We start from the raw sequence: 26,837 nt of genomic DNA on the forward strand, positions 1-26,837 counted from the left end.
TCCCTTAAATGTCCGACTTTTCAGCGGCAATGACGGTGATCTCAACATTCAGAACATCGCGTGCCAGTTTGGATTCACCGCAAGCGCGGGCGGGCGCGTGGCCTGCGGGCACCCAAGCGTCCCAAACCGCGTTCATTTCTGCAAAGTGTTTCATGTCCGAGAGCCAGATTATGGCTTGCAACATGTGTTCGCGGTCTGATCCTGCCTCTTTGAGAAGCGCATCGACCCGTGAAAGGCAGTCTTGGGTTTGCTCTGTTACGGTGGCTCCTTCGCCGACCTGTCCACTGAGATAGATCGTCCCGTTATGTTTGACGATTTTGCTCATCCGGGCGGATGTTTGTGCGCGTTCAATCATGTGGGCTCTCCGATTAGGTTGCGCGCATGCAGCGCGGTTGTGATTTCGTCAAGAATGGCCGGGTCGTCGATGGCCGCGGGCATTTTATACTCTGCCCCATCCGCGATCTTCTGCACCGTTCCACGCAAGACTTTGCCAGAGCGGGTCTTGGGCAAGCGCTTGACTTCCAGCGCGCATTTGAACGCGGCTACAGCACCAATCTTTTCGCGCACCAGCTTGATCAATTCGCGTTCCAGATCGTCCGCTGCGCGGTCTGCCCCGTCGTTTGGCACAAAGAATCCCAGCGGCATTTGTCCCTTTAGCGCATCCGCTTTGCCCACCACCGCACATTCGGCGATGTCGGGATGGCCGGCGATGACCTCTTCCATAGCGCCCGTTGACAGACGGTGGCCCGCCACGTTGATGATGTCATCCGTCCGCGCCATGATGAAAACGTAGCCGTCCTCGTCGATGATACCTGCGTCCGAGGTCGCGTAAAATCCGGGGTATTCGTCCATGTAAGACGTGAGGAACCGTTCCGGCGCGCCCCACAATGTCGGAAAGCCAGAGGGCGGCAACGGCAGTTTGCATACGATATTGCCCAAAGTACCGGGGGCGACCTCCTGCCCTGCGTCGTCCAGCACGCGAATGTCATAGCCCGGCATAGGTTTGCCCGGCGATCCCAGCTTGACCGGAAACGTTCCAAGCCCCACCGGATTGCCCGACATGGCCCATCCGGTTTCGGTCTGCCACCAGTGATCAATCACCGGGCGGTCCAGCTTGGCTTGCGCCCATTCGATAGTTGCTGGATCGGACCGTTCACCAGCCAAGAAAAGAGTACGAAATTCGCTCAGGTCATAATCGCCAATCAACGCGCCTTTGGGGTCTTCTTTTTTGATCGCGCGAAAGGCGGTGGGCGCTGTGAACATCGCCGCGACCTTGTGATCCTGGATCACGCGCCAGAAGGCGCCCGCATCAGGGGTGCCGACAGGCTTGCCTTCATAGACGACCGTGGCCGCACCGTGCAGCAAAGGCCCATAACAAATGTAGGAATGCCCGACGACCCAACCCACATCGGAGGCCGCCCAAAACACTTCGCCCGGCTTGATGCCGTAATGGTGTTCCATCGTCCATTTCAACGCCACCATATGCCCGCCCGTGTCACGCACGACGCCTTTGGGCTGGCCGGTGGTGCCAGACGTATAGAGGATATAAAGCGGATCTGTGGCGTCCACAGGAACGCATTCCGTGCCTTGGCCTTGCGCGATAGCGGCCTCAACCGATTGGGCATAATCCACATCGCGGCCGGGTGTCAGATCGCAGGTCTGCGTCTCGCGTTGCAAGATCACGCAATGGTCGGGCTTGTTGTTCGACAGTTCAATTGCCTCGTCGAGCAAAGGTTTGTAGGCAATCACGCGCCCCGGCTCGATCCCGCAGGAGGCCGAAATAATCGCTTTGGGCGCAGCATCATCAATTCGCGTGGCGAGTTCTTGCGGAGCGAAACCACCAAATACCACTGAATGGATTGCGCCCAGCCGGGCGCAGGCCAACATGGCAAAAATAGCCTGTGGCACCATCGGCATGTAGATTACGACCCGGTCGCCCTTTTCCACGCCCAGCCCGCGCAGCACGAAGGCCAAAGCACTGACTTCGCTTTGCAATTCGGCAAAGCTATAGCGGCGCATTTGCCCGGTCACAGGGCTGTCATAGATCACCGCCTGACGCTCGCCATGCCCGGCGTCGACATGGCGGTCTACACAGTTATAGCACGTGTTGCACGTCGCCCCGTCGAACCATCGGCCATAGACGCCGCTGTCAGGGTTGAAGGTATTGGTGGCGGGTGTGAACCAGTCGATATCCTGTCCAGCTTCGGCCCAGAACCCCTCTGGATCGGCTTTCCAACGTGCGTAGGTTTCAGCGTAACGGGACATTGGCGCGCCTCAGCAGGTGTAGTTCAGGCCAAGACGGCCGCCATCGACATAAATCGTCTCACCTGTGACATAGCTGGCTTTCTTTGAGCACAGGAAGGCGACAACATCACCGATCTCACGCGCTTCGCCAGCGCGGCCCAACGGCGTGCGTGACATGGCGGTTTTGAAAGCTTCCGGGTTGGCGTTAACGCCTGCCATCATCTCGGTATCGATGGACCCGGGGCCAACAGCGTTCACGCGGATGTTGTCTTTGGCCAGGGCCAAAGCGGCGACTTTTGTCAGCTGCATCACCCCGCCTTTGGACGCACAATAGGCCGGGATCGCCGGGATCGCGACTTGGGCGTTGATCGAAGACATATTGACGATGGCTCCTTCGATCTTGTGTTCGACCATGGTGCGTGCTGCCATTTGCGTAGCGACGAAAACGCCACGCAGGTTGATGTTGATCACCTTGTCGAAGGTTTCGACGTCGTAGGATAGGAAATCGCCGGGCATCGCCACGCCCGCGTTATTTACCAATGCGCTGACAGGGCCGATCTTGGCGACCTGTGAAAACATCGCCTCGATCTGATCAAGATCACCCATGTCGCAAGTGATCGCTGCCAATGCGCCAAGCGTCTTGCCCGCCTCGGACACACCCTCGGCGTTGATGTCGGACAGGATCACGTCAAAGCCGTCTTCCTTTAGGGACTCAGCACAAGCGTACCCGATGCCCTGCGCGGCCCCTGTGATCAATGCGATTGGTTTGGCAGTCATCTGTTATCCCTCATATCCATAGTCTTCTTTGGCCTGCGCCGGGGTAATCAGCCCTGCGCGCAAATCCTGTGCAATGTGGTCGTCTTGCCGCGCGTTCGGAGGGCCATAGCCCCCGCCACCAGGCAAACTCAGCTTGAGGCGTTGGCCATTTTTGACCATTTGCCGCCCTTTGCTGCGCAGCGTGGTCCCATCGGCGAGTTCCACGGCGCCTGCCGCGCCGGTTCCGCCACCATCGCGGCCACGCGCTGGGTTTTTGACCCTGTCAAACATCGCGTTAAAGTAAAAATCGTAGCCCTCACGCGCCTCGATCTCGATCGTTTGACCCAGCCCCCGCGCGTCGCCCCTGCCCCACCTGATCCTTCACGCAGGTCCTTGCGCCAGACGGTGATCGGGCCGACATGTTCTGTCGCTTCAACGCTCATGGTCGACACGCCAGACGGGAAGGCCGTGGCAGACAACCCGTCTACCGAAGGTCGCGCGCCAGTGCCACCAGAGTTAAACATCAAAATCTCGCGGTTTGGCAGATCACTGGAGGTGTCGCTCGGCCGGGCAGAAATCTGGATGTTCCAAAGTGCGCTGGACCCTTCGGCAGGTACCGTGTTTGGCAAGGCCTGATGCAAAGCGCCCAGCACCACATCGGGCACCAAATGCCCCATGACGTGCCGCACGGAAACAGGCGCCGGACGGCGGGCGGCGAGGATGCAGCCTTCAGGCGCGGTGATCTCGAACGGCTCCAAAGATCCGGTGTTGTTAGGCACTTCCGGCGCGATTGCGCATTTCAGCGCGTAACAGGCATAGGCGCGGGTGTAGACCTCAGGACAGTTGACACCGAACCGGGACATCCCTGATGTCCCCGCAAAATCAGCACGCAAACGGTCGCCGTCGATGGTGAGCGCGACCTGCATATGCACCGGTGCGTCATAACCATCGACCTGCATGTCGTGACTGAAAGCACCATTTGGCACTTTGGCAATCGCCGCTTGCGTCGCCTTGCGCGAGGTTTCAACGATGAATTCGGACAGGCCTGTCAAATCATCAATGCGGAATTCGTCCATCATTGCCTGCAAACGGCGATCACCCGCCTCATTGCACGCGGCCAGCGAATAAACATCGCCGACAGTTTGATCGGGCGTGCGCACATTGGCGCGGATCATGTCTACGAGCAGTGTTTGCACTTGCCCACGCTCGGCAAATTTCGTGATCGGGATCAGCAACCCTTCCTCAAACACCTCACTCGCATCGGGACCAAAACCGCGCCCGCCAATGTCAACGACATGTGCGGTGCAAGCGAAATAACCGATGTGGGCACCCTTGCGGAACACGGGCGTGACAACGGTGATGTCGTGCAAATGCCCGGTCCCTAACCAAGGATCGTTGGTGATAAAAACGTCGCTATCGAAGGTTTCTTGCGGACCAAAACGTGCCGCGAAATGCGTGACACTTTCCGCCATCGCATTCACATGACCCGGCGTGCCGGTGACCGCTTGGGCAATCATCCGACCGCTTTGGTCAAACAACCCAGCAGAGAGGTCCCCGGCCTCCCGCACGGAGGTCGAGAACGCGGTGCGGATCAATGTCGTTGCCTGTTCTTCGACCACCGCGATCAGGCGGTTCCACATGATTTGATAATCAATCGATGTCGGGGTCATTCGTTGTCTCCCTTACGGATCAGGAGCAGGCTGCCGTCGCCTTGTCCCACAGCGCTATAGCTGGATGTGACGATGGTAGTCGTTTCACTCTCGACGATGATCGCAGGGCCCGCGACCGACTTGCCCGGCGTCATGTCTTCCCGTGCAACCTCAGTCAGAATCAACCAATTTGCGTAGGGCCGCGTCATAGAATTGGCGACTGCGGATTACCGGTGCGGCCGTGCCTGCGTCATGGCGGATAACGGGGGGTGTCGCGTCCAGTTTCGTAGCTACGACCAGTGACCAATTTGTGATTTCGATCCCGAGCCCATCGATGACGCGCCCAAACAATGTGCGGTACGCGGCCTCAAAAGCGGTGAAGATTGTGTCACGGTCGCTATCGGCAAATGTCTTGTAAGGCAGCACAACTGGAATTTCCCAACCCTGTCCAGAATAGCGCATGAAGGCGGTCAGGCGATGTGTCGTTTCGGCGCCCTCAGCACCCTTGTTGACGAACTCTGTCGCCTCTGCCTCAAGTTCTGACAGCGCGGCGTTCACGGATGCGGAGTCAAAAGCGTCAAGGCGCTGGAACAAGCCGCGCGTGGCTTCATAGCTGAACGGGGCCTTCAGGAACCCAATGGCCGAGCCTACCCCCGCGCCCGGCGGGATGATCAATTCCTTGATCCCCAATTTTTCGCATAGGCGGCAAGCATGCAGCGGTGCCCCGCCGCCAAAGCCGATCATGGTGAAATGTTCAATGTCGCGTCCGTTTTCGACGGTGTGAACACGGGCCGCATTGGCCATGTTTTCATCCACCATTTCGGTCACACCAAAGGCCGCATCTTGCGACGGCATCTTGAGCGGTTCTGCCAGCACGTTAGCCACTGCAGCCTCGGATGCATCCACTGAAAGCGGGATTGCTCCGCCCGCAAAATTTTCAGGATCAAGGCGGCCTAGCAACAGATTGCTATCGGTCACCGTCGGCTCTGCCCCCCGCGCCCATAGCATGCGGGCCCGGGCTCAGAGCTCGCCGAGCGTGGCCCGACCTGAATGCGGCCCATCACATCAATAGACGCGATAGAACCGCCGCCTGCGCCAATTTCAACCATCTCGACCACGGGCGTCGAGACCGTCATACCCGACCCTTTCTTGAAGCGGTACGTCCGAGCAACCTCAAACGTATTGGCGGTCTTAGGGGCGCCGTCTTCAATCAAGCAAATCTTGGCCGTTGTACCGCCCATGTCGAAGGACAAAACGCTATCCAACCCATGCCCGCGCGCAAACTCGGCGGCAAAAATTGCGCCACCGGCAGGCCCAGATTCAAGCAAACGCACCGGCTGTTCGGCGGCGACATCAACTGAAATCAACCCACCACCTGAATGCAGCATAAACACTGGCGCCGTCACGCTGTTCTCGCGCAACCGATCCACCAAGCGGCCCAGATAGTCAGCAACTTGCGGCTGCACATAGGCGTTTGCGATGACGGTGTTAAAGCGTGGCAGCTCGCGCATTTGCGGCGAGATCACGGACGATAGCGAGATCGACAAATCAGGGGCGGCGGCACGCAGCGCGGCAGCCATTTGATCCTCATGCGCGGTATTGGCATAGGAATGCATCAAACCAATGGCGACGGCTTCATAGCCACCAGCCAGAATGGTTTGGACCATTGCGTCAACTTCTGCCTGCTCCAGCGGCAGAAGCACCTCACCGCTCGGCCCCATGCGTTCATTCAGCGTCAAACGATCCTCGCGCGGGACCATGGGCACAGGCAGTTGCAGGTTCAGATCGTATTGCTCGAAGCGATTTTCTGCGCGCATCTCGATAACATCGCGAAACCCTTCGGTCGTGATAAACGCCAGTTTTGCGCCACGCCGCTCGATCAGCGCATTGGTGACAAGCGTAGTCCCGTGGATCACTTGGGTGATATCGGACATCGCGATACCCGCCTGTTCAGCGGCGGTTTGGATACCGTCCAGAATGGCCTGTTCTGGCTGCGCGTAATTCGTCAGCACTTTGCACGTGGCAAGCCCGCCTGCGTGGGTAAGTGCCACATCGGTGAAAGTGCCGCCGATATCAACGCCAACGCGGTTCATTTGGGATGTCATGGGTTAGATAGCCTTGAGGATTTGATTTGCAGTAAAGGCAGTCTGAAAAACTCGCGACACAATCGGCGCGCTCGGCACCGTTTGCAATTTCGACATAGGTAGAGGCAGGTCAGCACGGTCCATACCCGTCAGCAAACCAGCCATAGTTTCGCCAAACATCGTGCCCGTCGTGATGCCACGCCCGTTATAGCCGATTGGGGTGAAAAGGTTCTTATCTAGTTCATGAATGCGCGGCAGGTGGTCAGGCGTCATCGCGATCTGGCCATGCCAGGCCTCGTCAAATTCGACCGGGCCAAGATCGGGAAATATCCGTGCAATTTGCTTGCGCGCCCAGCGGTGTGACAGCCCGCTATCTTTGCTGCCCACAACCTTGCCCATCGATCCGACCAGCAAGCGATTAAACGCGTCGCGGCGAATGTTGAACATGATCTGGCCTGTGTCCCAAAGGCCTTGCTTGCCGGGCAGGATGTAGTCTGCTTCTGGACCCAGCGGCTTGGTCGCCAATTGGAAATAATGGATCATCGTAAAGATGCGTTTCAACCCCGGCCACAGATCGTCCGTATAGGCATTGGTGCCCAGCACGACAGCCTTGGCTTTGAGCATGCCTTGGTTGGTCTCAACGATCCAGTCATCGCCCGCGCGGCGAAGCTTGGTTGCGCGCACGCCAGTACTGATTTTTGCGCCAGCGCCTAAAGCAACGCGCGCCAGACCACGACAGTAGCCCATCGGATTTATTGTCCCGCAGCGATGATCAACCAACCCGCCATGGAAATGTTTGGTACCGATCATCTCGGACACTTCCTCGCGGCTTACCAGATCGACCGGTTCACCGAGGCGCTGCCATTCTTTGTGGCGCTCAGCCAATTCAGCATAGCCTTTGGGGCCGTGAGCTGCGTGAATGGTGCCAGTGCGGGTCACCTCGCAGCGAATCTGGTGCTTTTCGATCAGTGAGAACACATACCCCGGCCCACCCCCGAACTTCTTGATGAACCGTGGGCCATAAACGTCCCCCAATTGTTCGCGCACCTTTTGGGGCGGCAACCACAGGGCGGCGTTGACCAAACCACAATTGCGTCCCGAGCCGCCAAAACCAATCTGTTCGGCCTCAAGCACATGAGCAGACAGGCCTTTTTCGGCGCAATGCAGCGCGGTCGAAAGCCCGGTGAAACCGCCACCCACGATGGCTACATCTACCGTGGTGTCGGCGTCCAACGGCGCGGTATAATCAGGTTCAACCGCCGAAGCATCCCAAAGTGAAATCGCGTCCTGAGCACCCATGTCAAATGTCCTGTTTGCGAAGTGTCCGTTCGTTGCGCAAAGGCTTGCACAGCCAACTCACGCGTGTCAATATGCGAAATAAGCGTTCTACATATCAGCACAATATTAGGAGTATCCGATGCCTAAACTCAAGAAATCATCCGCCGAAATGGTGGCCGAGGCCCGCGCCCGCATCACCGAAATCGAAACTCCCGAACTCATAGCCATGCTGGACGACCCAGATGTCGTCGTTGTCGATATCCGCGACATCCGCGAACGCCAACGCGGCCATATCCCGGGCAGTTTTCACGCGCCGCGCGGCATGATCGAATTTTGGGTAGATCCTGACAGCCCTTATTTCAAAGATATCTTCGCGCAAGAGGACAAGAAATTTGTGTTCCATTGCGCATCGGGCTGGCGCTCGGCCATCACCACGGCAACCTTGCAGGATATGGGGTTTGAGGCGGCGCACCTGAAAGAAGGCTTCTCGACTTGGGAAAAGCAGGGCGGCCCAGTCGAAATTCCCGAAAGGAAAGCTTAAACGCCTTTCGTGGCTACGCCCGCGCGAGCTTTGATGACACAGCTCGCGCGGCGTGCATCACCAACCCACCCAACCGCTCCGCCCCGTCATCGGGCGGAAGATTGATGTCTGGCAAAGAAATTCCAAGCGCCCCGATTGGTTCGCCGCTCGGCAAGGTAATCGCCGCCCCAAAGCTTAGGATTCGGTCCCGAAACTCTCCGGTATCATAGGCGTAACCGCGCGCGCGTGTCGTTTCTATGTCGGCCTCAAGTTCGGGCATCGTCGTAAGCGTTCGGTCCGTGTGGCGCGTCAAGGCGTTGCTGATCTGGTCTTTCAGCGCAGTGAAATCAGCAGCCAGGATTGCCTTGCCCGTCCCCACACAATGCAGTGGGGCCATGCCACCAATTGCATTCCAAGAACTGATCGGTTTCTGGCTGTCGACTTTGGCAATATAGATCACCGACAGGTTTTCCCGCACGGCCAGATAGACCGTTTCGCCGCTTTCCTGCGAAAGGTAGTTCAATTCGGGAGCGGAGAGTTCACGCAGGTTTAGGCTTTCCACAGAAGCGCGCCCGACGCGCCAGGTTTTCAGCGTCGCTTCATAAGTTTTGTCGGCGCGATGTTGGACGTAGCCAAGCGTCGTCAAAGTTTGCAGCAGGCGAAATGTGTTGGATTTGGTCAATCCCAGCTCTTTGGACAGCTCCGTTACGCCTTTGCCTTGCCGAGCGCTGACGAGGTTTTCGAGGATTGCGAGGCCCTTGGACAAGGTCGAGATCGACCTTGGGTGCTTTGGCGGCGTCATCGCTCATATCGGCATGTCCTGTTCCAGTTTCATGACGGCGGTGTATCAAAAGGTGGGGGGCGATGCACGGTGATGTCAGGCAATGCGTCATCAAAGCGCTGTACCTCTACCATTGCCGAATGCGAGGCGGGACTTTGCGACAGCGTTGATGTGCGCAAATCATGGGTCAGCACATTTGGGTTACCGTGCCGATCGCGCGCAGCAGGAGCGTCAAAATCTGGATCGTACCAAGCGCCAGTCCACAAAAACACGCAACCCGGCAGCACTTCGTCTGTCACACGCGCGCCCGCAAGACATCTGCCCCTGCCATTGAAAAGCTCAACGACTTCACCGTCTTTTATACCCCGCGCAGCGGCGTCATTTGGGTGAATCAACACAGGCTCGCGCCCTTTTATCTTGTGGCTTTTCGAATAGGCGCCGTTGTCTAATTGGCTGTGTAGCCGCGTCTTGGGTTGGCCCGAAATCAACGCCAACGGGTAGGTTTGATCCAAGCCCGCCGCCCGGTCGCGGGGTGGGAACCAAGACGGATGCCCTTTGCAGTCAGGCAGATCAAACTCCGCGATCACCTCCGAGAAAAGCTCAATCCGACCGCTCGGGGTTGGCAGCGAATTCGCGTCTGGATCCGCACGGTAATTGGCCAGAAACACCTGATTGGGGCTGGGGTCCGGCAGATAGATCACGTCACCTGAAATGAAGTCGTCCCATCCCGGCAGATCGCAGCGCGCATCGCGGCCACGCTGACGCGTCACCTCCCAAATTTCGCGCAGCCAATCATCGCTGGTCTTGCCTTCGGTAAACGCCTCAGACGTGCCCATCCGCGCGGCGAGGTCAGCGTAGATTTCATATTCGACGCGCGCGTCACCCGGTGGTGGCACGAGCGCGCGCATCGGAACCAGCGCATTGTCGGATTTGCCTGCGCCAAAGTCGGTCCGCTCTTGCGCCGCAGCCACGGGCAGCACGATGTCGGCGTGGCGTGCTGTGGCGGTCCAGTTCACCTCATTCACAATCACTGTTTCAGGGGTTTGAAACGCGCTGTGCAGGCGGCCAAGGTCTTGGTGATGATGGAACGGGTTGCCGCCGGCCCACCAGACCAGCCGCGCATCGGGAAACGTGCGAGTTTGGCCTTGGTAGGGATAAGTCGCTCCCGGATGCAGCAACATCTCGGCAATCATTGCCACGGGGATAAAGTCCGCAACTGGATTCTTGCCCTGCGGCAATGTCCCCCAGCGGAACGGACGTTCAATATTGCCGACATTGGCGTTTACGCCGTATCCAACTGTATAGCCGCCGCCGGGTAGTCCGATTTGGCCCAGCATTGCGGCAAGCGTGATTGCCATCCACATCGGCTGCTCGCCATAATCCGTGCGCTGAACGCCTGCGGCCACACTGATCATTGTGCGATTGGCTACCATACGCCGCGCCAACACCCGGATTGCTTCCGCATCGATGCCCGTCTGTTGCGCGGCCCATTCGGCATCTTTGGGGGTGTCGTTCTCCCCCAGCAGATAGGCCTCAATCTGATCAAACCCGACGGTGTAGCGTTCCAGAAATGCCGTATCATGCAAGCCTTCGACCAGCAGCGTATGGGCCAACCCCATCATCAGGGCGGTGTCACTGCCAGGCTGAACGGGCATCCAATCAGCACCCAGCATGTCTTCGGCGTCGCTCCGCAGCGGGCTGATATTCACGAAATCAACGCCCGCCTCGGCGCAAGCCGCCAGGTTCCCTGCCATTCGGTGTTTGGACACGCCGCCATCGCTGATTTGCGTGTTGCGCAGTGCCATGCCGCCAAACATCACCACCAGCCCTGTATGCTTTGCAATAACCGACCAGCGCGTCGCTTGCGCCACATGCGCGCGGAACGGGCCGACAATATGGGGCATCAGCTCCAGCGCAGCGTTGTAGCTGTAATTCCCTTCAGAGCGGACAAAGCCGCCGATAGTATTCAAAAAGCGCTTTAGCTGGCTTTGCGCATGATGAAATCGCCCAGCGCTGGACCATCCATAGGAACCCGCGAATATCCCTTCGTTTCCATGCTCTGTGCGCACCCGCTTCAGGTCCGCGGCGATCAGATCAAGCACGCGGTCCCAACTGACCTCAACAAAACTGTCGCGCCCGCGGGGCACTTGGCCGGGCACGCGCTCCAACCATGATTTGCGCACCGCTGGACGCAGAACGCGGGCGTCGCCATGCAAGCTGCTGGCGATGTTGTCGTTTATCTCAGAGGCCGCCGGATCACTGTCATGCCCCCCCACCGACAGGATACGCCCGTCTTGCACTTTGGCCACGCCAATGCCCCAATGGTTCGCGGTCAGTTTGGTTTCGATATCACTCATAGGTTGCGATTTGTGCCATTATATAAAACGTGTTTTCTGAATATTGACACAACCTTATAGCGCTGTCATCTTCTTCTTCGATGATTTTGCGAAGGCTGCGCCGATGTCCAAAACACGCCCCAACATGTCCGACGATCTGGTCCAAATGGGCCGCCCTGACCGCACTGAGGCGCGTCATGTGAATATGCCAATCGAGCTTGGCTCGACAATGGTGTTCGACACGATGGCGGCCTTTGTGGCCGCTCGCGACGCCCGCTATGACAGCGGCACCATGTACTATGGACGCTATGGCAATGCCTCAACAGCCAAGCTGGAAGAGCTGCTGGCCAAGCTTGAGGGTGCGGATGGTGTCACGCTGACATCATCAGGGGTTGCTGCGATCACTTTGACGCTGCTGAGCTTCGCCAAACCCGGCGCGCATTTGCTAGTGGCGGATCACGTCTATGGCAACACCCGCGCCTATTGCGAGGGCGTGCTGGCGCAGCTGGGCGTAACAACCGAATATTTCGACCCGATGATTGGGGCCGATGTCGCCACGTTGATCCGGCCCGAGACTTGTGCGGTAATGTTCGAAGCCCCCGGTTCCGGCACGTTCGAGGTCCCTGACATACCGGCTATTGCCGACGCCGCCCGCGCCGCTGGCGTGCCGTCGATCTTGGATGGCACATGGGCAACGCCAATCTTTTGCCAGCCGCTTAAACTTGGCGTCGATGTGATTGTCGCGTCGATGTCGAAATACCTCAGCGGGCATTCAGATTGTATGATGGGAATGATTGCAAGCCATGAGGCCTATGCGGAACGCATCCGCAAAACCGTCATGGCGGTGGGCGACAAAACTGGTGGGCAAGAGGTGTTTCTGGCGCTGCGCGGACTGCGCACCCTGCAAATGCGGATGGAACATTTTGACAAAGCCGGTCGAACCGTTGCCACATGGCTGGATGCGCAACCGCAGGTCAAAACACTGCTGCATCCGGCTTTCGAAAGCTGCCCCGGCCACGCCCATTGGCAGCGCGACTTCACCGGCGCGCCGGGCCTGTTTTCCGTCGTCTTTCACCCTTGTAGCACCGATCAGATCCACGCCTTCGTTGATGCGCTGCATCACTTTGGCATTGGGGTTAGCTGGGGCGGGTATGAAAGCCTGGTGCTACCCGTGACACCCACGCGCAGCGCCGGCACTTGGACAACAGACGGCCAGCTTGTGCGCTTTAACATCGGGCTGGAAAACACGGACAGCCTGATCGCCGACCTTGCGGCGGCCCTCCCCCTTTTGAACACCGCAGCGGAGTAAACCATGCACAACAAAATCGATCATTTCGCCATTGGCGCCGACACGTTGGACCAAGGCGTCAGCGAAATGGAAGCCAAGCTTGGCGTCACTGTACCCCGTGGCGGCAAACACGACGCCATGAGCACGCATAATTGCGTCATGCAGTCGGGCAACGAGAGCTTTTTTGAGCTGATCGCGATTGACCCCGACGCACCCGCCGCCCCCGGCCGCACCCGTTGGTTCACCCTTGATGATCCAACAACACAAAAGCGCATCGCAGACCGCCCTCGCGCATTGTGTTGGGTTGTAGGTACCGACGATTTAGACGCGGTGATCGCCGCCAGCCCCGTCGATCTGGGCGAGGTTGTGTTGTTCACCCGTGGGGATCGGTCGTGGCGCCTGACAGTGCCCGTGGACGGGCATTTGCCAATGGGTGGGCTTCTGCCCGCGTTTATCGAATGGTCCCCCGGACCACACCCAAGCACTGGTCAACAAGATCTCGGCGTAACATTAGACAAGGTGAAGCTGACACACCCCGATCCCGAAGCGCTGATTGCGATCCTGAAGACGCTAGAGGTCGATCACCTGTGCGACGTCACGCCCGGTGATGCGGCGCTTGCGTTTGAAGTGTCCTGCCCCAAAGGGGTTGCGACGCTCGACTGACACCCATATCGCACCAAAGAAAAAAGGCCCGACGCAGATCGCATCGGGCCTTTTCCTTTGACTGATCTGTCACTCGTCAGTGCTGAGCAATCGCCATGCGGCGTTTCAGGTATTCGCCGTATTGTCCCAGCGAAAAGATGAACACCCAATAGATCGCCGCAACGAACAGATAGACTTCGATGTAATAAGGTGCCCAATCGGCGGTACCGAAGGCCGTTTTTCCCGAAGCCAGAATGTCAAAGAACCCAATGATGGTCACCAGCGCCGTTTCTTTAAACGTGATCACGATCATGTTAACGGTACTGGGCAAGGCGTGGCGAAACACTTGTGGCAGGATAATGCGGCTAAGGATGTGTAAACGTCCCAACCCCAATGCGCGGCCTGCTTCAAACTGACCTTTCGGAATGGCTTGAAACCCGCCGCGAAACACCTCGGCTTGGTAGCAGGCAAAGAACAGCGCGAATGCGATTATGACGCGCCAAATTTTGTCACCCTCAAGCCAGGTCGGCAGAAACAGCGGAACAACCACTGCGGCAGTGAACAACGTCGTCACCAACGGCAGAGAGCGCACTGTATCGATCACGATGATTGCAAACCATTTGACCACCGGCATCTCAGCGCGGCGCATCAGGGCGAGCCCCAACCCCATAGGCATGCCCAGCAACACCACGGCCGCAAACAGGAACAGCGTCAGCGACAACCCGCCCCACCCATCAGTGGTCACTTGTTCCAGCCCCAGCAGGCTGCCTTCCATTAAGAAATAATATGACGCGAACCCGACAACCCACAGCGCGGCCAGCCGTTTGCCCCCCCACATGATCGGAAAGCACGAGATCAAAACCGTTAACACAATGGCTATCGCAGCCAAAGTAGATCGCCAGTGTTGATCAAACGGATAGGTGCCAAATAGGATCAACCGGTGGCGCGCATCAATGACGGACCAACAAGCCTCGTGGCCTGTACAATTTCCCACGCTATCGGCGGACCAAATTGCACGGAACACGGCCCAATCCAGAAACAACCAAGCGATATAGGCCAGCAAGGCGAATACCACGACGGAGATCGCAATCGCCGTGGAGGAACCAAACGCGTTTTTTATGAACCGTTTGCGGGCCACATCGAAGCGGTTTGGCGGGGTGATGTCAGTGACAGCCATGCTAGTGCTCCTTCAACTGAAGGCGATTGTTGAGCCAATTGGTGAAAAGCGCGATGCAGTAATTCACCGCCAAAAAGGTCAGCATCAATATAAGGATAAGCTCCAATGTCTGTCCCGATTGGCTGATGGAGTTCACGGTGATGTAGAACAGGTCACTAAAGCCGATGGCGATACCGATGGTCGTGGCCTTCATCATGAAAATCCACTGGTTTCCAAGCGGCGGGATGATGCTGCGCAGCGCCATTGGTACCTTGATGCGCGACCAGATTGAAAACCGGTTCAGACCTAGTGCCTCGCCCGCCTCGACCAGCCCACTTGGCACTTGCGCCAGACCACCGCGCACGATTTCCGCGATATAGGCGCTCCCATACAGCGTAATAGACACGATCATCGCCAGCAGTTCGATTGACACGGTGATGCCGCCCTGGAAACGCAAGCCTTGTATGGCGGGGATGGTGAAAAGCCCCTCACCCTCAGGGCGCAGCAGCACGGCGGCCAGTAAAGTCACGACCACGGTCCCTGTCAGCCAATATCCCAAGCCGCGCCACAGCGACACGCCTTTAGCAATTAACGCGACGACCAAGGCAAAGGATACCAGCAACAAGGCAACTGCCGCGGCGGGCGAGATATTCAACCCTGGTATCATCAGGCCGCGGCCAGATAGGAACACTACTTCTCCCAGCGTCATCGCCTGACGCGGCCCGCCCAGATGGATCAGGATCGCGTAAAGGAAAATCGCCTGAAGGATCAGCGGGATATTGCGGAAAATCTGGATATAGACGTTCGAGGCAAAGTTAAGCGCAGGATGGCGGCTGTCGCGCAAAGTGCCAATGATAAATCCGAACACTGTCGTGGTGATGATACAGATGAACCCGACGAAAAGCGTGTTCAGCAGCCCCACAAACAACGTGTAATAATAACGGTCGTTGATCGACCTTTCGAGAAGCGAAAACGAGTAGTTCCACCCCGTCCCACGATCCAGAAACGAAAAGCCGCTGGTCATGTTCAACCGGTCAAGGTTGTACTGTGCATTGGTGACGGCGCCCCAGATTGCCAGCACCACCAACACGATGATTGAAGTTTGTATGATTTGTTTACGTCGTTTTACGCGTGTACGAAGTTCATCAGCTGTCGACATCGGGGCCCCTCCCAACGTTAAAACGAAATGGACCGCCCCCAGATATGGGGCGGCCCGCATGGTCGATGTGTTTTAGTCGAGGATCGGTGCGTAGAGCACGCCACCTTCGCTCCACAGGCTGTTGAGGCCACGCTCAAGCTGATACGGGCTGTCTTTGCCAAGGTTGCGATCATAGATTTCAGCAAAGTTGCCGACAGCGGCGACCATCTCGCGCGCCCATGTATCACGCATACCCAAGCGCTCACCCATGCCCGGCTCAACACCCAACAGACGCGCAACCCGTGGGTTTGGCGGGTTGGCTGCCATTTCTTCGACATTGGCAGATGTGATACCTTCTTCTTCGGCAATCAGCAGCGCCGCCAGCATCCAGTTCACGGTGTCGACGAAGCCTTCATCGCCTTGACGCATCGCGGCAGAAATCGGCTCTGACGACAGTTGGTCGCTCAGGATGACGTGCGCGTCGGGATTGTCCAACTCGGTAGCGCGCAACACGGCGAGGTTTGGACCCCAACCCGCGAAGGCATCACAGCGGTTGGCAAGATAGGCAGACCGCAGCTCGGCCTGGCTTTCGTAGGACACCATTTCAGCGCTCAGGCCAATGGTTTCCATGTAGTTAGCTGCCAGACGCTCAATTGTGGTGCCGGCCTCAACGCAAATCACGCCGCCTTCAAGCTCGGACGCTTTGGTCACACCCAGCTCACCATGGGCCATAAATTGTGTGCCGCCAAAGAAGTATGGCAGGCTGAACTGAAGACCCAACTCTGTGTCGCGCCCCATGGTCCAACCGGTCGCCTTGATGATCACATCAACATCACCTGACTGAAGTGCAGGGAACCGCTGGGCCCAGCTGAGAGGTACAATCTGGTTCGCATTTGGGTCACCAAGGATCGCTGTTGTCAGAGCGCGGCAAAGATCAATATCGAGACCCTTCCATTCGTTCTGATCGTTAACCTCGACGAAGCCAAAGTAGGAACCGTTATGGCCTGAGCAGAGCATCGTCCCGCGTTCAACGATTTGTTGAACGGTCGCGCTTTGGGCCGTCGCCATCTGAGGCGCGAGTGTCGCTAGAGCGGCGAGTGCGCCTGCTGCAAAAATAGTTTTCATTTTCTCTCTCCTGTTGTGCGGTTTGCGCAGATTGTGCCATATATCAGAACAACCGTACTGATATTTAGAATGTTGAGAAAATCTGTTTGAGTCAACAGATTTCGTAATCGCACGTGGATGAACCCTCACACAGGCTTGCGAGTGATGAAAAAATGAGTGGATCGAAATCGCGCTGATGCTTTTAGCGCTGCTTTTCTGAGCGCCTCATCTGTGTGCGTGCCCCAGCCTGAAAGCCAAGTCAGGAATGGTGGGATCAAATTGTCAGTTGGCAAGGCAAATCCCAACCGCCCTACAAAACACCAACGACTTGAAGTCTACGCCCTTTCTTTGCACGACAATGGCGGGATCTGCTCGCATCAAGCACACGATTGACGCGGTCAAATTGACCGGCTCGAAAATCAGGCTCAAAACCCCAAGGGCGGCGTCAGAACAATCCTTAGATCTTTATGCCATTTCAATCTGTTCGGATCGCGCTCGGGCATCAGAGCGTGCGAAAAAGATGTAGTACAGAACCGGCGCAGCGATGAGGGTCAGGACCGAGGCAAATGCCAAACCGCCCATAATGGTCACAGCCATAGACTGAAAGAACGCATCTGTTAGCAGTGGCGCCATTCCAAGGATTGTCGTTGCTGCTGCCAAAATGACGGGACGCAAACGGGACGTCGATGCCTGCGCAATTGCCTCGCCCAAAGGCAACTCTGGCTCTGCCTCCCGGGTCAGGTCGATCTCTTCGACCAACACAATGCCGTTCTTGATCAACATGCCCGCCAACGAAAGCAGGCCCAGCAGAGCCGTAAATGTGAACGGCAGTCCGGCGCCAAGCAGCCCAAGGCTGACCCCGTTCACGGCCATGGGCACCAGCAGCCAAATGATCAGCGGTTGCTTGAGCCCGTTAAACAAGAGCACTGAGATCACAAACATCACGATGATGCTAAGCGGAAGCTGTCCCGCAAGAGAGGCTTGCGCATCGCTCGAGCTTTCATATTCGCCGCCCCATTCCAAACTATAGCCATCGGGGACAGCAATCGCTTCGATGGCGGACTGGACTTCCGCCTGAACTGAGGCAGCCGTGACGCCACGGGGGATGTCGGCGCCCACGGTAATGACGTTTTGTCGGTCAATTCGGCGGATAATCGTATTCTGGGTCTCAAAAACAAATCCGTCCGTTACCTGTTCAATCGGAACAAACGCGCCGCCACTCTCCGAATAGACAAGCAGGTCTGCAAAAACCAAAGGCGTGTCTTGCGGTTCACGCAGCACAATCGGAATTTGGCGATCCCCCTCGCGGTAGACACCTGTCCGTTGACCTTCGCTCGCGTATTGCAATGTGCTTGTCACGTCGGTCCGGCTAATGCCTGCGACTTGGGCCCGATCCTCGGCATAAACAGGTTTCATGACCAGTTCCTGCTCAGCCCAATCGTTGCGTGGGGCCAAAATATTGGGCGACGCCTCCTTCAGGACGCGGATTGCCTCGTCGCTGAGGTCTCTCAGAACGGCAGGATCAGGGCCCGAGAACCGGACTTCGACGGGCGAACCACCCCCGGACCAAATGCCAGACGCTGGACACGGGTTCTGCCTTGCGGCAGGTTTTCCTGCGCAAACGCATCGAACTCCGCCATCTCCGCTTCGATCACATCAAGCGACGACACGCGTACGATCAGGTGTCCATAGCTCGCATTTGGATCTTCGGATTGATAGGTCAGCATGAAGCGCGCAGCGCCGGTACCGGCGAAGGCTGTCGCGGAAACGACGTCTTCGCGTTCCGCCAACCATGCCTCCATCACCTCCAGATTTTCGGCGGTTTGATGGATCGATGCGCCTTGTTGCAGTTTGAAATGAACGAAGTAGAGCGGCGTATTGCTGTCCGGGAAAAACTGCTGCTTGATATCCGCAAAAAGCACGTAGCAGATCGCTGTCGCCCCAATCAGCCCCGCGACGACCAACCACCGCAGCTTGATCGCGACGCCCAAAAGGCTGCGATACCCGCGGAAAACAGCGCCAGAATAGCTGTCGCCCGTGCCGCCTGTCTCCACCTTGAAAAAGTAATGGCCAAGCAGCGGGGTTACGGTGATAGCCAAAAGCCACGACAACAAAAGCGAGATCGCGATCACAGCGAAAAGCGAGAACAAGAATTCCCCGGTCGCATCTGGGCTAAGCCCGATGCCGGCAAAGGCCATGATCCCAATGACAGTAGCCCCCAAAAGCGGGACCTGCGTTTTGCTTGCCGCTTCGCTGGCTGCTTTGCGTGATGACTTTCCTTGCTTCATAGACATTTGCATGCCTTCAGCGACAACGATGGCATTATCGACCAGCATGCCCATGGCGATGATCAACGCGCCCAGCGAAATGCGCTCCATTTCGATGGAGAAGATCGCCATGAACAACAGCGTTCCGACGACGGTCAGAAGCAGCGTCGATCCCACAACAATCGCCGCGCGCCATCCCATCGCAACGGCCAGCACAACCACAACAATGCCAACCGACATCGCGAGGTTCACCAGGAAGTTGTTGGAGGCCTCTTCGACGATCTCGTGCTGTTGATAGATCGGATGAAGGTCGATACCCACGGGCAAGCCCCCGGTCAAAGTATCCAGCTTCGCATCAACGCGTTTGCCGACTTCCACAATGTTCTCGGTGCTCAGCCCAGCAATCCCAAGGGTAAACGCGGCCTGCCCATCGTGGCGCACGATCAAGTTTGGCGCATCGGTCGGGCCACGGTGAACATGCGCAAAGTCAGAAAGCTGCACAATCCGGCCGCCGACCCCTAGGGTCAGGCTTTCAATGGCGGCGACCGAGTCTGACCCGTCAGGGCGCTGTATCAACAAACGCCCGCCCGGCCCAAACAGCGTTCCGCCATCGACAACTTCGTTGGTTGTCGCCAATGCGCCCTGTATCGCTGCGGGTGGGATACCCAGCGTTGTCGAAAGCGCTGTGTCGGGTTCGACAAAAATCTGTTCGTCAATCAAGCCCGAGATCTGAACGTCCGCGACCCCCGCGACGCTCAGAATTTCTCGGCGCAAATAGGTTGAAAGCTCATATTTCTCAGAATCCGAAAACCCCGGCGCCGTGACCGCGTAGTACAGGCCATAGACGTCTCCAAAGGCGTCATTCACAAAGGGCGTCGTCGCGCCGCTGGGAAGGCGCGCATCGCCGACCCGATTTCTGAGCTTTGTCCAAATGGCGGGCAGCTCGGTGCCGTCATATTGGTCCTGCATGTCGACGGTGATCCACGACAAACCGGGCTGGTTCATGGTGGAGACCTCTTTGACCTCCCCCATCTTTTGTATCTCGGACTCAATCGGTTCGCTGATTTCTTCGGCAACTTCCTCAGCCGTCGCGCCAGGGTATTGGGTGATGACAACAGCGGTCTTGATCGTAAAGGCCGGGTCTTCGAGACGACCCAGCGACGAGAAGCCCCATATCCCGCCCAGAAAGCAGGCCAGAATAATGATCCAGGTGTAAACCGGGCGATCAATGGAGAGTTTTGCGATATCCATTATGCACCTATTGCCCGAAGCCCTGGAACCTGACGACGGTCTGCCCGGGTTGCAGCTTTGACGCCCCGGCGGCCACGTATTCCTGACCGCTCTGCAACCCTGATGTCACCGCGACATCGCCATTGTCGGTCGGTTCAATGTCGATTGGGGCCGGGCTTACGACACCCTGCTGACCCGTGGTTGGTTCAAAAAGCATGACCTGTGGGGTCCCGTCGGCGGCAAAGACTAAGGCCGTTCTTGGGATCGTAAGCTTTGCTTGTTCATTCCCGACCCAAGCCTCGACCAGCGCCGAAGAACCGGGAAGGACGATCAAGTCCTCGGGCGGGGCCATGCCCAAAGTAATCGTATAGGTTTGACCGACCGACGCCGTTTCCGCGTTATATTCCCGCAGCTCAAGCGGGAACCGTTCTTCGGATGCAGGGAACTTGGCAAAAAGCTCGACATCGGGGTCGCGCCCGGCGCTTTGAAACAAGACCTCGGGCACGTTTATCTCAATTCTAATTTCGGACATGTCGTGCAAACGCACAACAGGGCTTCCCGCCCCAATCGTGGCACGGTTGGCGACAAGCCGAGACGAGACCAAAGCATCAAACGGCGACAGCAGGCGGCCTTGCCGCAAAGAACGCTCGGCGCTCTCAACTGCAATTTTTGCAAGCTCAAAATTCGTCCGCGCGTCGTCCACGGTCACTTGGCTCACTGTGTTGCCTGTGAGCTTTTCCAACCTTTCAAGCGTACGCGACGCCTGATCAAACTGTGCCTGGGCTTGTGACAGCGACAGCTCAAAAGGAACCAAGTCCAGTGCAGCGATCAACGTGCCGCTTTCGATCACGGCGCCCTCTCGAACCGGGAATTCAACGATCTGACCGCCAACTTGAAGCGCAAGGTCCACGGTTTCTAGCGCTACGACGCGTCCGTAGAACTCTCGCTTTGTTTTCACGTCCAAGGCTTCAGCACTTAGAATTTTCGCAACCGAATGCTCTTGTGCCATTGCGGGCGCAGTAGGGCTCTGAACAAGAAGAAACAGGCCCATCAAAAGAGCCATTTTTGAGCGTGAAATCTGAAAGCGGTTGTGAAGCATGGCCCTGTCCTTTGATGCATCATGGCGGCGTCGTACCGCAGCAAAAGTATTTAAAACTATATGACTAACTATGCGGTGATGGGAAGATGTACGATGGGTTGCCCAAGCCCGTAGGTTATGAGCTCGACTTACCCAGTGAGCCTAGCATTGCGCTCACATTTCAAGCAATCGACTGATCGCGTTCTGAATGAATTTCAGATGTAGACAGGCACATTTTGTGCGGTAGCGGTGCAGCTAAGGAATTCCCCCAGCTGCAACCGTCCAAGATCTTTCTAGATTGGCCCGGACCTGATCAGATCCGCCTCGCTTGTGGAAAACCGTGTGCCTCTCATAACCCAGCGGCTGTTGTTGCAAGGGCCTGATTTTCTGCAGCAACTCTTTGCTGAACCGCGGCACAAGCTTGCAGGTCACCGGCAACGCAAGCGGCGTCGAGTTGTTTGCGTGCTGAAATCTCTGCAGGCGACTCGCATGCGCTTAAGCCGACAACGGCCAATAATAAGTAACGTTTCATAGGGGTTTCTTTCTCACGTGCTTCGTCGTGTATCGTTGGAAAATTGTGGGCGCGGCTCGGATGTATCCCGCCGCGCGTTTCGGAAGATTTGTCTTGTCAGTTGGAGTGAGTGGTCGTGCGGTTTCCTTCTGATGCTCAGCTATGAACTCAGATTTCGCGCAAACTTCCGTCCCGGTCGTCCACCCCATCACGATAGGACAGTGTTTTGCGATATCGCGTCGGTGTTTGGCCGGTCACACGCTTGAAGGCGTTGTAGAATGATGATCGCGCGTTGAAGCCGACATCATATGTGATTGCCAAAACCGTATCGTCGGTTGCCGACAGGCGTTCCTTGGCTTCTGCAATGCGGTAGCCGTTGATAAAATCGAAAAAGCTTTCGCCCAACGCCTCATTCAAGGTTTGAGAAATGTAATTCGGTGACGCGCCAATATGTCGGGCTAAGACCCACAAAGACAGGTTGGGATCCCGGTACAAATAGTCGACTTCCATTGCTGATCGCAGTTTTCGCGCAATCCGTGTCGATGCCTCATCGCTGAGGGCGGATTTTTCATATTTGTCACCCTTGTGGCCTGACGCCGGGCTTTCCATGATCGCAGGTTGTTGCGCATCCTCAGGGTCAGGCATCAATGGTGGGCGTTGCCTCAACCCCCAAAGCAATGTCGTTGCCACCAGGCAAAGACTCGCAAGACCGCCAATGGCCACGAAAGCAGGTGGTGTGCTTGGCTGTTCTGAATTGAAAGCGAGCAGCAGAATAACGGCCTGAGCCACCCAAAAGAGAGCCCCCAAACCGCCGATGACATAGATCCAGCGCAGTTCATGCTCTTCCGTGCTGGCATAAACGTCGCGCAGCATCAGCCGATAGCGCATCATACGGCGCACGATCCAATACAGATAAACCGCCATCTGAATGTAGACGGCCAGTTCCAAAAGCCCGACCGCAACGATAAGTAAATTCCACCAGCCGAAGGCCAATAACGGATCGTCAGGGACGGTTTCAGACCAAAGCTCTTGCGGTGCCAGAAACGCTATCAACCCCGCCGCGACAGCAAGCAGAGCCAACACAAAGTGCCGGTAAAAATGCGAAGGATTCTCCTGCCCCGCTGACGTCAGTCTAAAGACATAGAGCCAAAACAGCGGTGCAAGGCACAAGGAACTGGGAAGCGCGACCAACAGATCAATCGGGTGAATATTTGCGCCCTGCGTGGTCTGGGTCAGGCGGTTGAAAGCCTCCGGGGCGTTGTTCACGGCTACGGCTGCAAGAAATGCTGCAAGACTGCGGCTAACGGACAAATACGTCCTCTGCATGGCGCAAAAAGCTATGCCAAACACAGCGACAGCGATGGTGGCTGTGCTGATCATCTCTGCGATTACTTGATCCATGCCCCAAGCTGCATCAAACGCATCAGGGAGGCTAGTGGCCCAAGGCACCTTATGCCGCAAAATCTGTCCGTCCCTGCCGAAAAGGACAACCTGCCTTACACTATAGCGCGGGCGCCTATCCCGACGTTGCGGTCCGCCCTTCAGTGTCGCTCATGTCAAAGCCTAGATGCTTGGCGACGGTAAAGATGTCTTTGTCGCCGCGCCCGCACATGTTCATGCACAAAAGGTGGTCCTTGGGCAGGTCCGGCGCGATCTTCATCACATGCGCAAGCGCGTGGGACGGCTCAAGCGCGGGGATGATGCCCTCGGTCTCGCAGCACAGTTGGAACGCCTCAAGCGCCTCCATATCCGTGATCGAAACGTATTTGGCGCGGCCGATCTCGTGCAGCCAGGAATGTTCAGGGCCGATCCCGGGATAGTCCAGCCCAGCCGAGATCGAATAGCCCTCAAGGATTTGCCCGTCATCGTCTTGCAGTAGGTAGGTGCGGTTGCCGTGCAGCACGCCGGGGCGGCCACCGGTCAGGGACGCGCAATGCTCCATTTTTGCGTTAACGCCTTTGCCGCCGGCCTCCACCCCAATGATGTTGACCTCTTTGTCATCAAGGAAGGGGAAGAACAGCCCCATCGCGTTGGACCCGCCGCCGATGGCCGCGATAACGGTGTCGGGCAGGCGGCCCTCCGCCTCGTGCATCTGCTCTTTGGTTTCCTTGCCGATGATGGCTTGGAAATCGCGGACCATGGCGGGGTATGGGTGCGGCCCCGCGACCGTACCGATGCAGTAGAACGTGTCGCGCACATTGGTCACCCAGTCACGCAACGCGTCATTCATCGCGTCTTTCAGCGTGCCACGGCCTGATGTCACCGGCACAACCTCAGCACCCAAAAGGCGCATGCGGAAAACGTTGGGCGATTGGCGTTCGACGTCATGTGCGCCCATATAGACCACGCATTTCAGCCCAAACTTGGCGCAAACGGTTGCGGTCGCCACGCCATGCTGGCCCGCGCCGGTTTCGGCGATGATGCGGGTCTTGCCCATGCGGCGCGCCAGAATAATCTGGCCCAGCACGTTGTTGATCTTATGCGCGCCGGTGTGGTTCAGTTCGTCGCGCTTCAAGTAAATCTTGGCGCCACCCAGACGTTCGGTCAGCCGTTCCGCGTGGTACAGGGGCGACGGGCGGCCGACATAGTGCTTCCACAAGAAATCCATCTCGTCCCAGAAGCTTTTGTCAGTCTTAGCGTGTTCATATTGCTCTTCCAGCTCAAGGATCAGCGGCATCAGCGTCTCAGAGACAAACCGTCCGCCGAAATCGCCAAAACGGCCCCGTTCATCCGGGCCTGTCATGAAGCTATTGAAAAGGTCGTTGGCCATGAAGCGCTCCTCGCGTTGGAGCGCCCATGTTCATAAAAAATGGGCCGAGCGCAAGCCCGACCCATCATCTTTTCATTGCGGCAATTTGCCTTAAGCGCGGCGGCGGATCAGGCCAAACGCGGCAATCCCAACGGCCAGAAGCGGCAGGCCCGCGGGCAGCGGCACGACTGCCGGTGCCAGACGGCGCAGGTCAATGTCGCCTTGGCGCGACCCGGTTTCCGACACGGTGCCGGTCAAAGATACGGCAGTGCCATCGGCAAGCGTATCTTCAAGGTCAAAAGTCCCTTTTGCCTTCTTGGCGTCCCAACCCAGCAGATAAAAGGACGCGGATGTCACACCGGTGAAATCTGACAGGTCCAACCCAAGCGCGACGGCGCCCGATTGCGACAAACCGCTGGCCGAGAAAATGTTGCGGTACCATGTGCCGTCAATATTCGCGTCCAGGGCGATTGCCTTAGGCCCCTTGTTTGACGTGTCATAGCCAAAGGACAACGTGCCCAGATCGTAGCCAGCAGTCGAGGTAAAACCCCAGGTCAGGTAGGACCCGGCATCAAAGGCCGACGTGCTGTCGCCCTCGCCCAGCCAATTTTTGGAATTGAATGTAATGCTCGCCTGCTCTTCCAGCATCGAGCCGCGCGACAACTTAGCAGCAGTAACGCCCAAGCCTGTCGCAGTTGCTTCGATCCCGTCAGATGACGCAGTCGAGTTATAGGCGAAGACCACATCCGCCTGTGTCGGCGCGGCAAACGCCATAAAAGCCATGGTCGCGTAAGATAAAACACGCATTTCTAAACCCTCTTCCCCGTGCGCAGCACACGGTATTTCAACTAGAATTGGTTAATGATTACCGGGGTAATGGGGCGCATTTAAGAAAACGAACCGGGTTTAATGTTGCGCACGCCTGAACAATATCACCCGCGCGGCTCAACTGGATCTCGCGACACCATCAATGGCGCGAAAACCCCTTAAAATTTGTCATAAATCGGGCGTAGGTGATTCTAGGCCTGCGCAGCCGCGATGAAATCTGCGATCCGAGTCGCGGATTTTTCGCCCGGCTGGGTCTCGACACCCGAAGACACATCGACCTGACATGCGCCCGTCCGCGCAATCGCCTCGGACACATTCTCGGGCGTCAGCCCGCCAGCCAGCATCCAAGGGCAGGTCCAATCGCGTCCGGCAATCAGCCGCCAATCAAAGCTTAGACCGTTCCCGCCCGGCAGTGCCGCGGCCTTTGGCGGCTTGGCGTCGATCAGCAATTGATCCGCCACGCTGGCAAAATCATCTATCTTTCCAAGATCGTCCTCATCCGAGATGCCGATCGCTTTCATCACGGGCAAGCCATAGCGCGCGCGGACCTTCTCCACGCGCTCAGGTGTCTCCGCACCGTGAAGCTGCAACATGTCCAACGGCACGGTCTCGACCAAAGCGTCCAAAGCAGCATCATCGGCATCCACGGTCAGCGCCACTTTTGCGATGCCAACAGGAACCTCATGGGCCAGAAGGCGCGCCGCCTCTAGCGACAGGTGGCGCGGCGACTTTGGGAAGAAAACGAAACCAACATAGCGCGCACCCGCCTCAACGCAGGCCGCAACGTCTTTGGTGGTCCGCAGACCACAGATTTTGACTGCAATGTCAGACATTGGTTGGGCTTAGGTGGCGTTGTCGAGAAGCGCAAGCACCTCGTCCTGTCCGCGCGATTTTTCGGCCTTCATGCCTTTAACCTGACGCGCCAGCTTTTCCTTCTCGCGCCTTTGGATGCGGGCGTCGGCGCGATGCTTGTGCTCGCGGAACCATTCCCACACGAAGCCAATCAAAAGACCAAGGACGATCCCCGCGAAGATGATGATAAACAGCGGCAGCTCATAGCTGAACGGCTGGCCCAAATAGGCGGCCAACTCTTCGGGCAACAGCTTGATCCCGACCGTACCGCGATTTGCAAGCGCCAAGATAAGTAGGCAGAAGCCCACGACGGCAAGAAACAGATACTTGATGTATCGCATACCCG

Annotated in this window: 23 protein-coding genes and 2 pseudogenes; 3 read left to right on the forward strand and 22 right to left on the reverse strand. The window is 57.3% G+C overall.

All coding sequences use genetic code 11. The features are described from left to right. Window positions 1-4: 4 nt before the first annotated feature. From ACZ1G7_RS09675 to ACZ1G7_RS09715, 9 genes and pseudogenes are all read right to left on the reverse strand, one after another. Window positions 5-355, reverse strand: a complete 351-nt coding sequence (locus ACZ1G7_RS09675) for a RidA family protein (RefSeq protein ID WP_472663603.1) — start codon at window positions 353-355, stop codon at window positions 5-7. Further along, a complete protein-coding gene (locus ACZ1G7_RS09680; protein WP_472663604.1) occupies window positions 352-2,265 on the reverse strand; it encodes a propionyl-CoA synthetase in 1,914 nt (637 codons plus the stop codon). Before ACZ1G7_RS09680 ends, ACZ1G7_RS09675 begins: the two co-directional genes overlap by 4 nt. A gap of 9 nt (window positions 2,266-2,274) precedes the next feature. Continuing rightward, complete coding sequence (locus ACZ1G7_RS09685; protein ID WP_472663605.1) at window positions 2,275-3,021, reverse strand: SDR family NAD(P)-dependent oxidoreductase; 747 nt, start codon at window positions 3,019-3,021, stop codon at window positions 2,275-2,277. A 3-nt stretch (window positions 3,022-3,024) separates the two neighbouring features. Further along, entirely contained in the window at window positions 3,025-3,291 is a 267-nt protein-coding gene (locus ACZ1G7_RS09690; protein WP_472663606.1) for a hydantoinase B/oxoprolinase family protein, read from the reverse strand. A 107-nt stretch (window positions 3,292-3,398) separates the two neighbouring features. Continuing rightward, window positions 3,399-4,670 (reverse strand): annotated as a pseudogene (locus ACZ1G7_RS09695) (hydantoinase B/oxoprolinase family protein); the annotation flags it as partial. After that, window positions 4,667-4,834, reverse strand: coding sequence for a hypothetical protein (locus tag ACZ1G7_RS09700; RefSeq protein ID WP_472663607.1), 168 nt, complete (start codon window positions 4,832-4,834; stop codon window positions 4,667-4,669). The pseudogene ACZ1G7_RS09695 and the gene ACZ1G7_RS09700, both read right to left, overlap by 4 nt. Continuing rightward, window positions 4,821-5,627, reverse strand: a complete 807-nt coding sequence (locus ACZ1G7_RS09705; RefSeq protein ID WP_472663608.1) for a hydantoinase/oxoprolinase family protein — start codon at window positions 5,625-5,627, stop codon at window positions 4,821-4,823. Before ACZ1G7_RS09705 ends, ACZ1G7_RS09700 begins: the two co-directional genes overlap by 14 nt. Beyond that, complete coding sequence (locus tag ACZ1G7_RS09710) at window positions 5,624-6,754, reverse strand: hydantoinase/oxoprolinase N-terminal domain-containing protein (protein WP_472663609.1); 1,131 nt, start codon at window positions 6,752-6,754, stop codon at window positions 5,624-5,626. Before ACZ1G7_RS09710 ends, ACZ1G7_RS09705 begins: the two co-directional genes overlap by 4 nt. A gap of 3 nt (window positions 6,755-6,757) precedes the next feature. Beyond that, window positions 6,758-8,032: an NAD(P)/FAD-dependent oxidoreductase gene (locus tag ACZ1G7_RS09715; RefSeq protein ID WP_472663610.1), complete on the reverse strand. Its 1,275-nt coding sequence runs from the start codon at window positions 8,030-8,032 to the stop codon at window positions 6,758-6,760. 118 nt (window positions 8,033-8,150) lie between these two features. Here ACZ1G7_RS09715 and ACZ1G7_RS09720 point away from each other — a divergent pair, with 118 nt between their 5' ends. After that, window positions 8,151-8,552, forward strand: a complete 402-nt coding sequence (locus ACZ1G7_RS09720; protein WP_472663611.1) for a rhodanese-like domain-containing protein — start codon at window positions 8,151-8,153, stop codon at window positions 8,550-8,552. 13 nt (window positions 8,553-8,565) lie between these two features. Here ACZ1G7_RS09720 and ACZ1G7_RS09725 read toward each other — a convergent pair whose 3' ends face one another. Both ACZ1G7_RS09725 and ACZ1G7_RS09730 read right to left on the reverse strand, forming a co-directional pair. After that, window positions 8,566-9,333, reverse strand: coding sequence for an IclR family transcriptional regulator (locus ACZ1G7_RS09725; protein ID WP_472663612.1), 768 nt, complete (start codon window positions 9,331-9,333; stop codon window positions 8,566-8,568). 29 nt (window positions 9,334-9,362) lie between these two features. After that, window positions 9,363-11,669: a molybdopterin-dependent oxidoreductase gene (locus ACZ1G7_RS09730; RefSeq protein WP_472663613.1), complete on the reverse strand. Its 2,307-nt coding sequence runs from the start codon at window positions 11,667-11,669 to the stop codon at window positions 9,363-9,365. Between the two features lie 103 nt (window positions 11,670-11,772). Here ACZ1G7_RS09730 and metC point away from each other — a divergent pair, with 103 nt between their 5' ends. Next, the gene (metC, locus tag ACZ1G7_RS09735; RefSeq protein WP_472663614.1) at window positions 11,773-12,957 is read left to right on the forward strand and encodes a cystathionine beta-lyase; all 1,185 of its coding nucleotides are present in this window, start codon (window positions 11,773-11,775) and stop codon (window positions 12,955-12,957) included. A 3-nt stretch (window positions 12,958-12,960) separates the two neighbouring features. After that, entirely contained in the window at window positions 12,961-13,599 is a 639-nt protein-coding gene (locus tag ACZ1G7_RS09740) for a VOC family protein (RefSeq protein ID WP_472663615.1), read from the forward strand. A gap of 76 nt (window positions 13,600-13,675) precedes the next feature. Here the strand turns inward: ACZ1G7_RS09740 and ACZ1G7_RS09745 are convergent, their stop codons facing one another. The 11 genes and pseudogenes from ACZ1G7_RS09745 to ACZ1G7_RS09795 form a co-directional block, all read right to left on the reverse strand. Beyond that, entirely contained in the window at window positions 13,676-14,755 is a 1,080-nt protein-coding gene (locus ACZ1G7_RS09745; RefSeq protein ID WP_472663616.1) for an amino acid ABC transporter permease, read from the reverse strand. A 1-nt stretch (window position 14,756) separates the two neighbouring features. Further along, entirely contained in the window at window positions 14,757-15,893 is a 1,137-nt protein-coding gene (locus tag ACZ1G7_RS09750) for an ABC transporter permease subunit (RefSeq protein WP_472663617.1), read from the reverse strand. Window positions 15,894-15,965: 72 nt separating this feature from the next. Continuing rightward, the gene (locus ACZ1G7_RS09755; RefSeq protein ID WP_472663618.1) at window positions 15,966-16,997 is read right to left on the reverse strand and encodes an amino acid ABC transporter substrate-binding protein; all 1,032 of its coding nucleotides are present in this window, start codon (window positions 16,995-16,997) and stop codon (window positions 15,966-15,968) included. A gap of 444 nt (window positions 16,998-17,441) precedes the next feature. After that, window positions 17,442-20,494: pseudogene (locus ACZ1G7_RS09760) on the reverse strand (efflux RND transporter permease subunit). A 7-nt stretch (window positions 20,495-20,501) separates the two neighbouring features. After that, on the reverse strand, window positions 20,502-21,482 hold the full coding sequence (locus tag ACZ1G7_RS09765; protein WP_472663619.1) for an efflux RND transporter periplasmic adaptor subunit: 981 nt from the start codon (window positions 21,480-21,482) through the stop codon (window positions 20,502-20,504). Window positions 21,483-21,900: 418 nt separating this feature from the next. Then, window positions 21,901-22,083 (reverse strand): hypothetical protein, encoded by a 183-nt coding sequence (locus ACZ1G7_RS09770; RefSeq protein ID WP_472663620.1) that lies wholly within the window; start codon window positions 22,081-22,083, stop codon window positions 21,901-21,903. Between the two features lie 147 nt (window positions 22,084-22,230). Continuing rightward, window positions 22,231-23,463 (reverse strand): helix-turn-helix domain-containing protein, encoded by a 1,233-nt coding sequence (locus ACZ1G7_RS09775; protein ID WP_472663621.1) that lies wholly within the window; start codon window positions 23,461-23,463, stop codon window positions 22,231-22,233. 115 nt (window positions 23,464-23,578) lie between these two features. Next, window positions 23,579-24,832: a tryptophan synthase subunit beta gene (gene trpB, locus ACZ1G7_RS09780; RefSeq protein WP_472663622.1), complete on the reverse strand. Its 1,254-nt coding sequence runs from the start codon at window positions 24,830-24,832 to the stop codon at window positions 23,579-23,581. Window positions 24,833-24,922: 90 nt separating this feature from the next. Continuing rightward, window positions 24,923-25,618, reverse strand: a complete 696-nt coding sequence (locus ACZ1G7_RS09785) for a VPLPA-CTERM sorting domain-containing protein (protein ID WP_472663623.1) — start codon at window positions 25,616-25,618, stop codon at window positions 24,923-24,925. A gap of 212 nt (window positions 25,619-25,830) precedes the next feature. Then, a complete protein-coding gene (locus ACZ1G7_RS09790) occupies window positions 25,831-26,472 on the reverse strand; it encodes a phosphoribosylanthranilate isomerase (RefSeq protein ID WP_472663624.1) in 642 nt (213 codons plus the stop codon). A gap of 9 nt (window positions 26,473-26,481) precedes the next feature. After that, window positions 26,482-26,832, reverse strand: coding sequence for a lipopolysaccharide assembly protein LapA domain-containing protein (locus ACZ1G7_RS09795; protein WP_472663625.1), 351 nt, complete (start codon window positions 26,830-26,832; stop codon window positions 26,482-26,484). Window positions 26,833-26,837: the final 5 nt, after the last annotated feature.

It is taken from the genome of Litoreibacter sp. JB4-2 (assembly GCF_055693445.1).

What these genes read in the sequence shown, in the direction of transcription:
- ACZ1G7_RS09765 (WP_472663619.1), bottom strand. Translation starts at nt 21,482, where the DNA reads ATGGCACAAGAGCATTCGGTTGCGAAAATTCTAAGTGCTGAAGCCTTG.
- ACZ1G7_RS09740 (WP_472663615.1), top strand. Translation starts at nt 12,961, where the DNA reads ATGCACAACAAAATCGATCATTTCGCCATTGGCGCCGACACGTTGGAC.
- ACZ1G7_RS09745 (WP_472663616.1), bottom strand. Translation starts at nt 14,755, where the DNA reads ATGGCTGTCACTGACATCACCCCGCCAAACCGCTTCGATGTGGCCCGC.
- ACZ1G7_RS09720 (WP_472663611.1), top strand. Translation starts at nt 8,151, where the DNA reads ATGCCTAAACTCAAGAAATCATCCGCCGAAATGGTGGCCGAGGCCCGC.
- ACZ1G7_RS09790 (WP_472663624.1), bottom strand. Translation starts at nt 26,472, where the DNA reads ATGTCTGACATTGCAGTCAAAATCTGTGGTCTGCGGACCACCAAAGAC.
- ACZ1G7_RS09690 (WP_472663606.1), bottom strand. Translation starts at nt 3,291, where the DNA reads ATGTTTGACAGGGTCAAAAACCCAGCGCGTGGCCGCGATGGTGGCGGA.
- ACZ1G7_RS09675 (WP_472663603.1), bottom strand. Translation starts at nt 355, where the DNA reads ATGATTGAACGCGCACAAACATCCGCCCGGATGAGCAAAATCGTCAAA.
- ACZ1G7_RS09775 (WP_472663621.1), bottom strand. Translation starts at nt 23,463, where the DNA reads ATGGATCAAGTAATCGCAGAGATGATCAGCACAGCCACCATCGCTGTC.
- ACZ1G7_RS09710 (WP_472663609.1), bottom strand. Translation starts at nt 6,754, where the DNA reads ATGACATCCCAAATGAACCGCGTTGGCGTTGATATCGGCGGCACTTTC.
- ACZ1G7_RS09730 (WP_472663613.1), bottom strand. Translation starts at nt 11,669, where the DNA reads ATGAGTGATATCGAAACCAAACTGACCGCGAACCATTGGGGCATTGGC.
- ACZ1G7_RS09680 (WP_472663604.1), bottom strand. Translation starts at nt 2,265, where the DNA reads ATGTCCCGTTACGCTGAAACCTACGCACGTTGGAAAGCCGATCCAGAG.
- metC (WP_472663614.1), top strand. Translation starts at nt 11,773, where the DNA reads ATGTCCAAAACACGCCCCAACATGTCCGACGATCTGGTCCAAATGGGC.
- ACZ1G7_RS09715 (WP_472663610.1), bottom strand. Translation starts at nt 8,032, where the DNA reads ATGGGTGCTCAGGACGCGATTTCACTTTGGGATGCTTCGGCGGTTGAA.
- ACZ1G7_RS09755 (WP_472663618.1), bottom strand. Translation starts at nt 16,997, where the DNA reads ATGAAAACTATTTTTGCAGCAGGCGCACTCGCCGCTCTAGCGACACTC.
- ACZ1G7_RS09725 (WP_472663612.1), bottom strand. Translation starts at nt 9,333, where the DNA reads ATGACGCCGCCAAAGCACCCAAGGTCGATCTCGACCTTGTCCAAGGGC.
- trpB (WP_472663622.1), bottom strand. Translation starts at nt 24,832, where the DNA reads ATGGCCAACGACCTTTTCAATAGCTTCATGACAGGCCCGGATGAACGG.
- ACZ1G7_RS09785 (WP_472663623.1), bottom strand. Translation starts at nt 25,618, where the DNA reads ATGCGTGTTTTATCTTACGCGACCATGGCTTTTATGGCGTTTGCCGCG.
- ACZ1G7_RS09795 (WP_472663625.1), bottom strand. Translation starts at nt 26,832, where the DNA reads ATGCGATACATCAAGTATCTGTTTCTTGCCGTCGTGGGCTTCTGCCTA.
- ACZ1G7_RS09750 (WP_472663617.1), bottom strand. Translation starts at nt 15,893, where the DNA reads ATGTCGACAGCTGATGAACTTCGTACACGCGTAAAACGACGTAAACAA.
- ACZ1G7_RS09685 (WP_472663605.1), bottom strand. Translation starts at nt 3,021, where the DNA reads ATGACTGCCAAACCAATCGCATTGATCACAGGGGCCGCGCAGGGCATC.
- ACZ1G7_RS09770 (WP_472663620.1), bottom strand. Translation starts at nt 22,083, where the DNA reads ATGAAACGTTACTTATTATTGGCCGTTGTCGGCTTAAGCGCATGCGAG.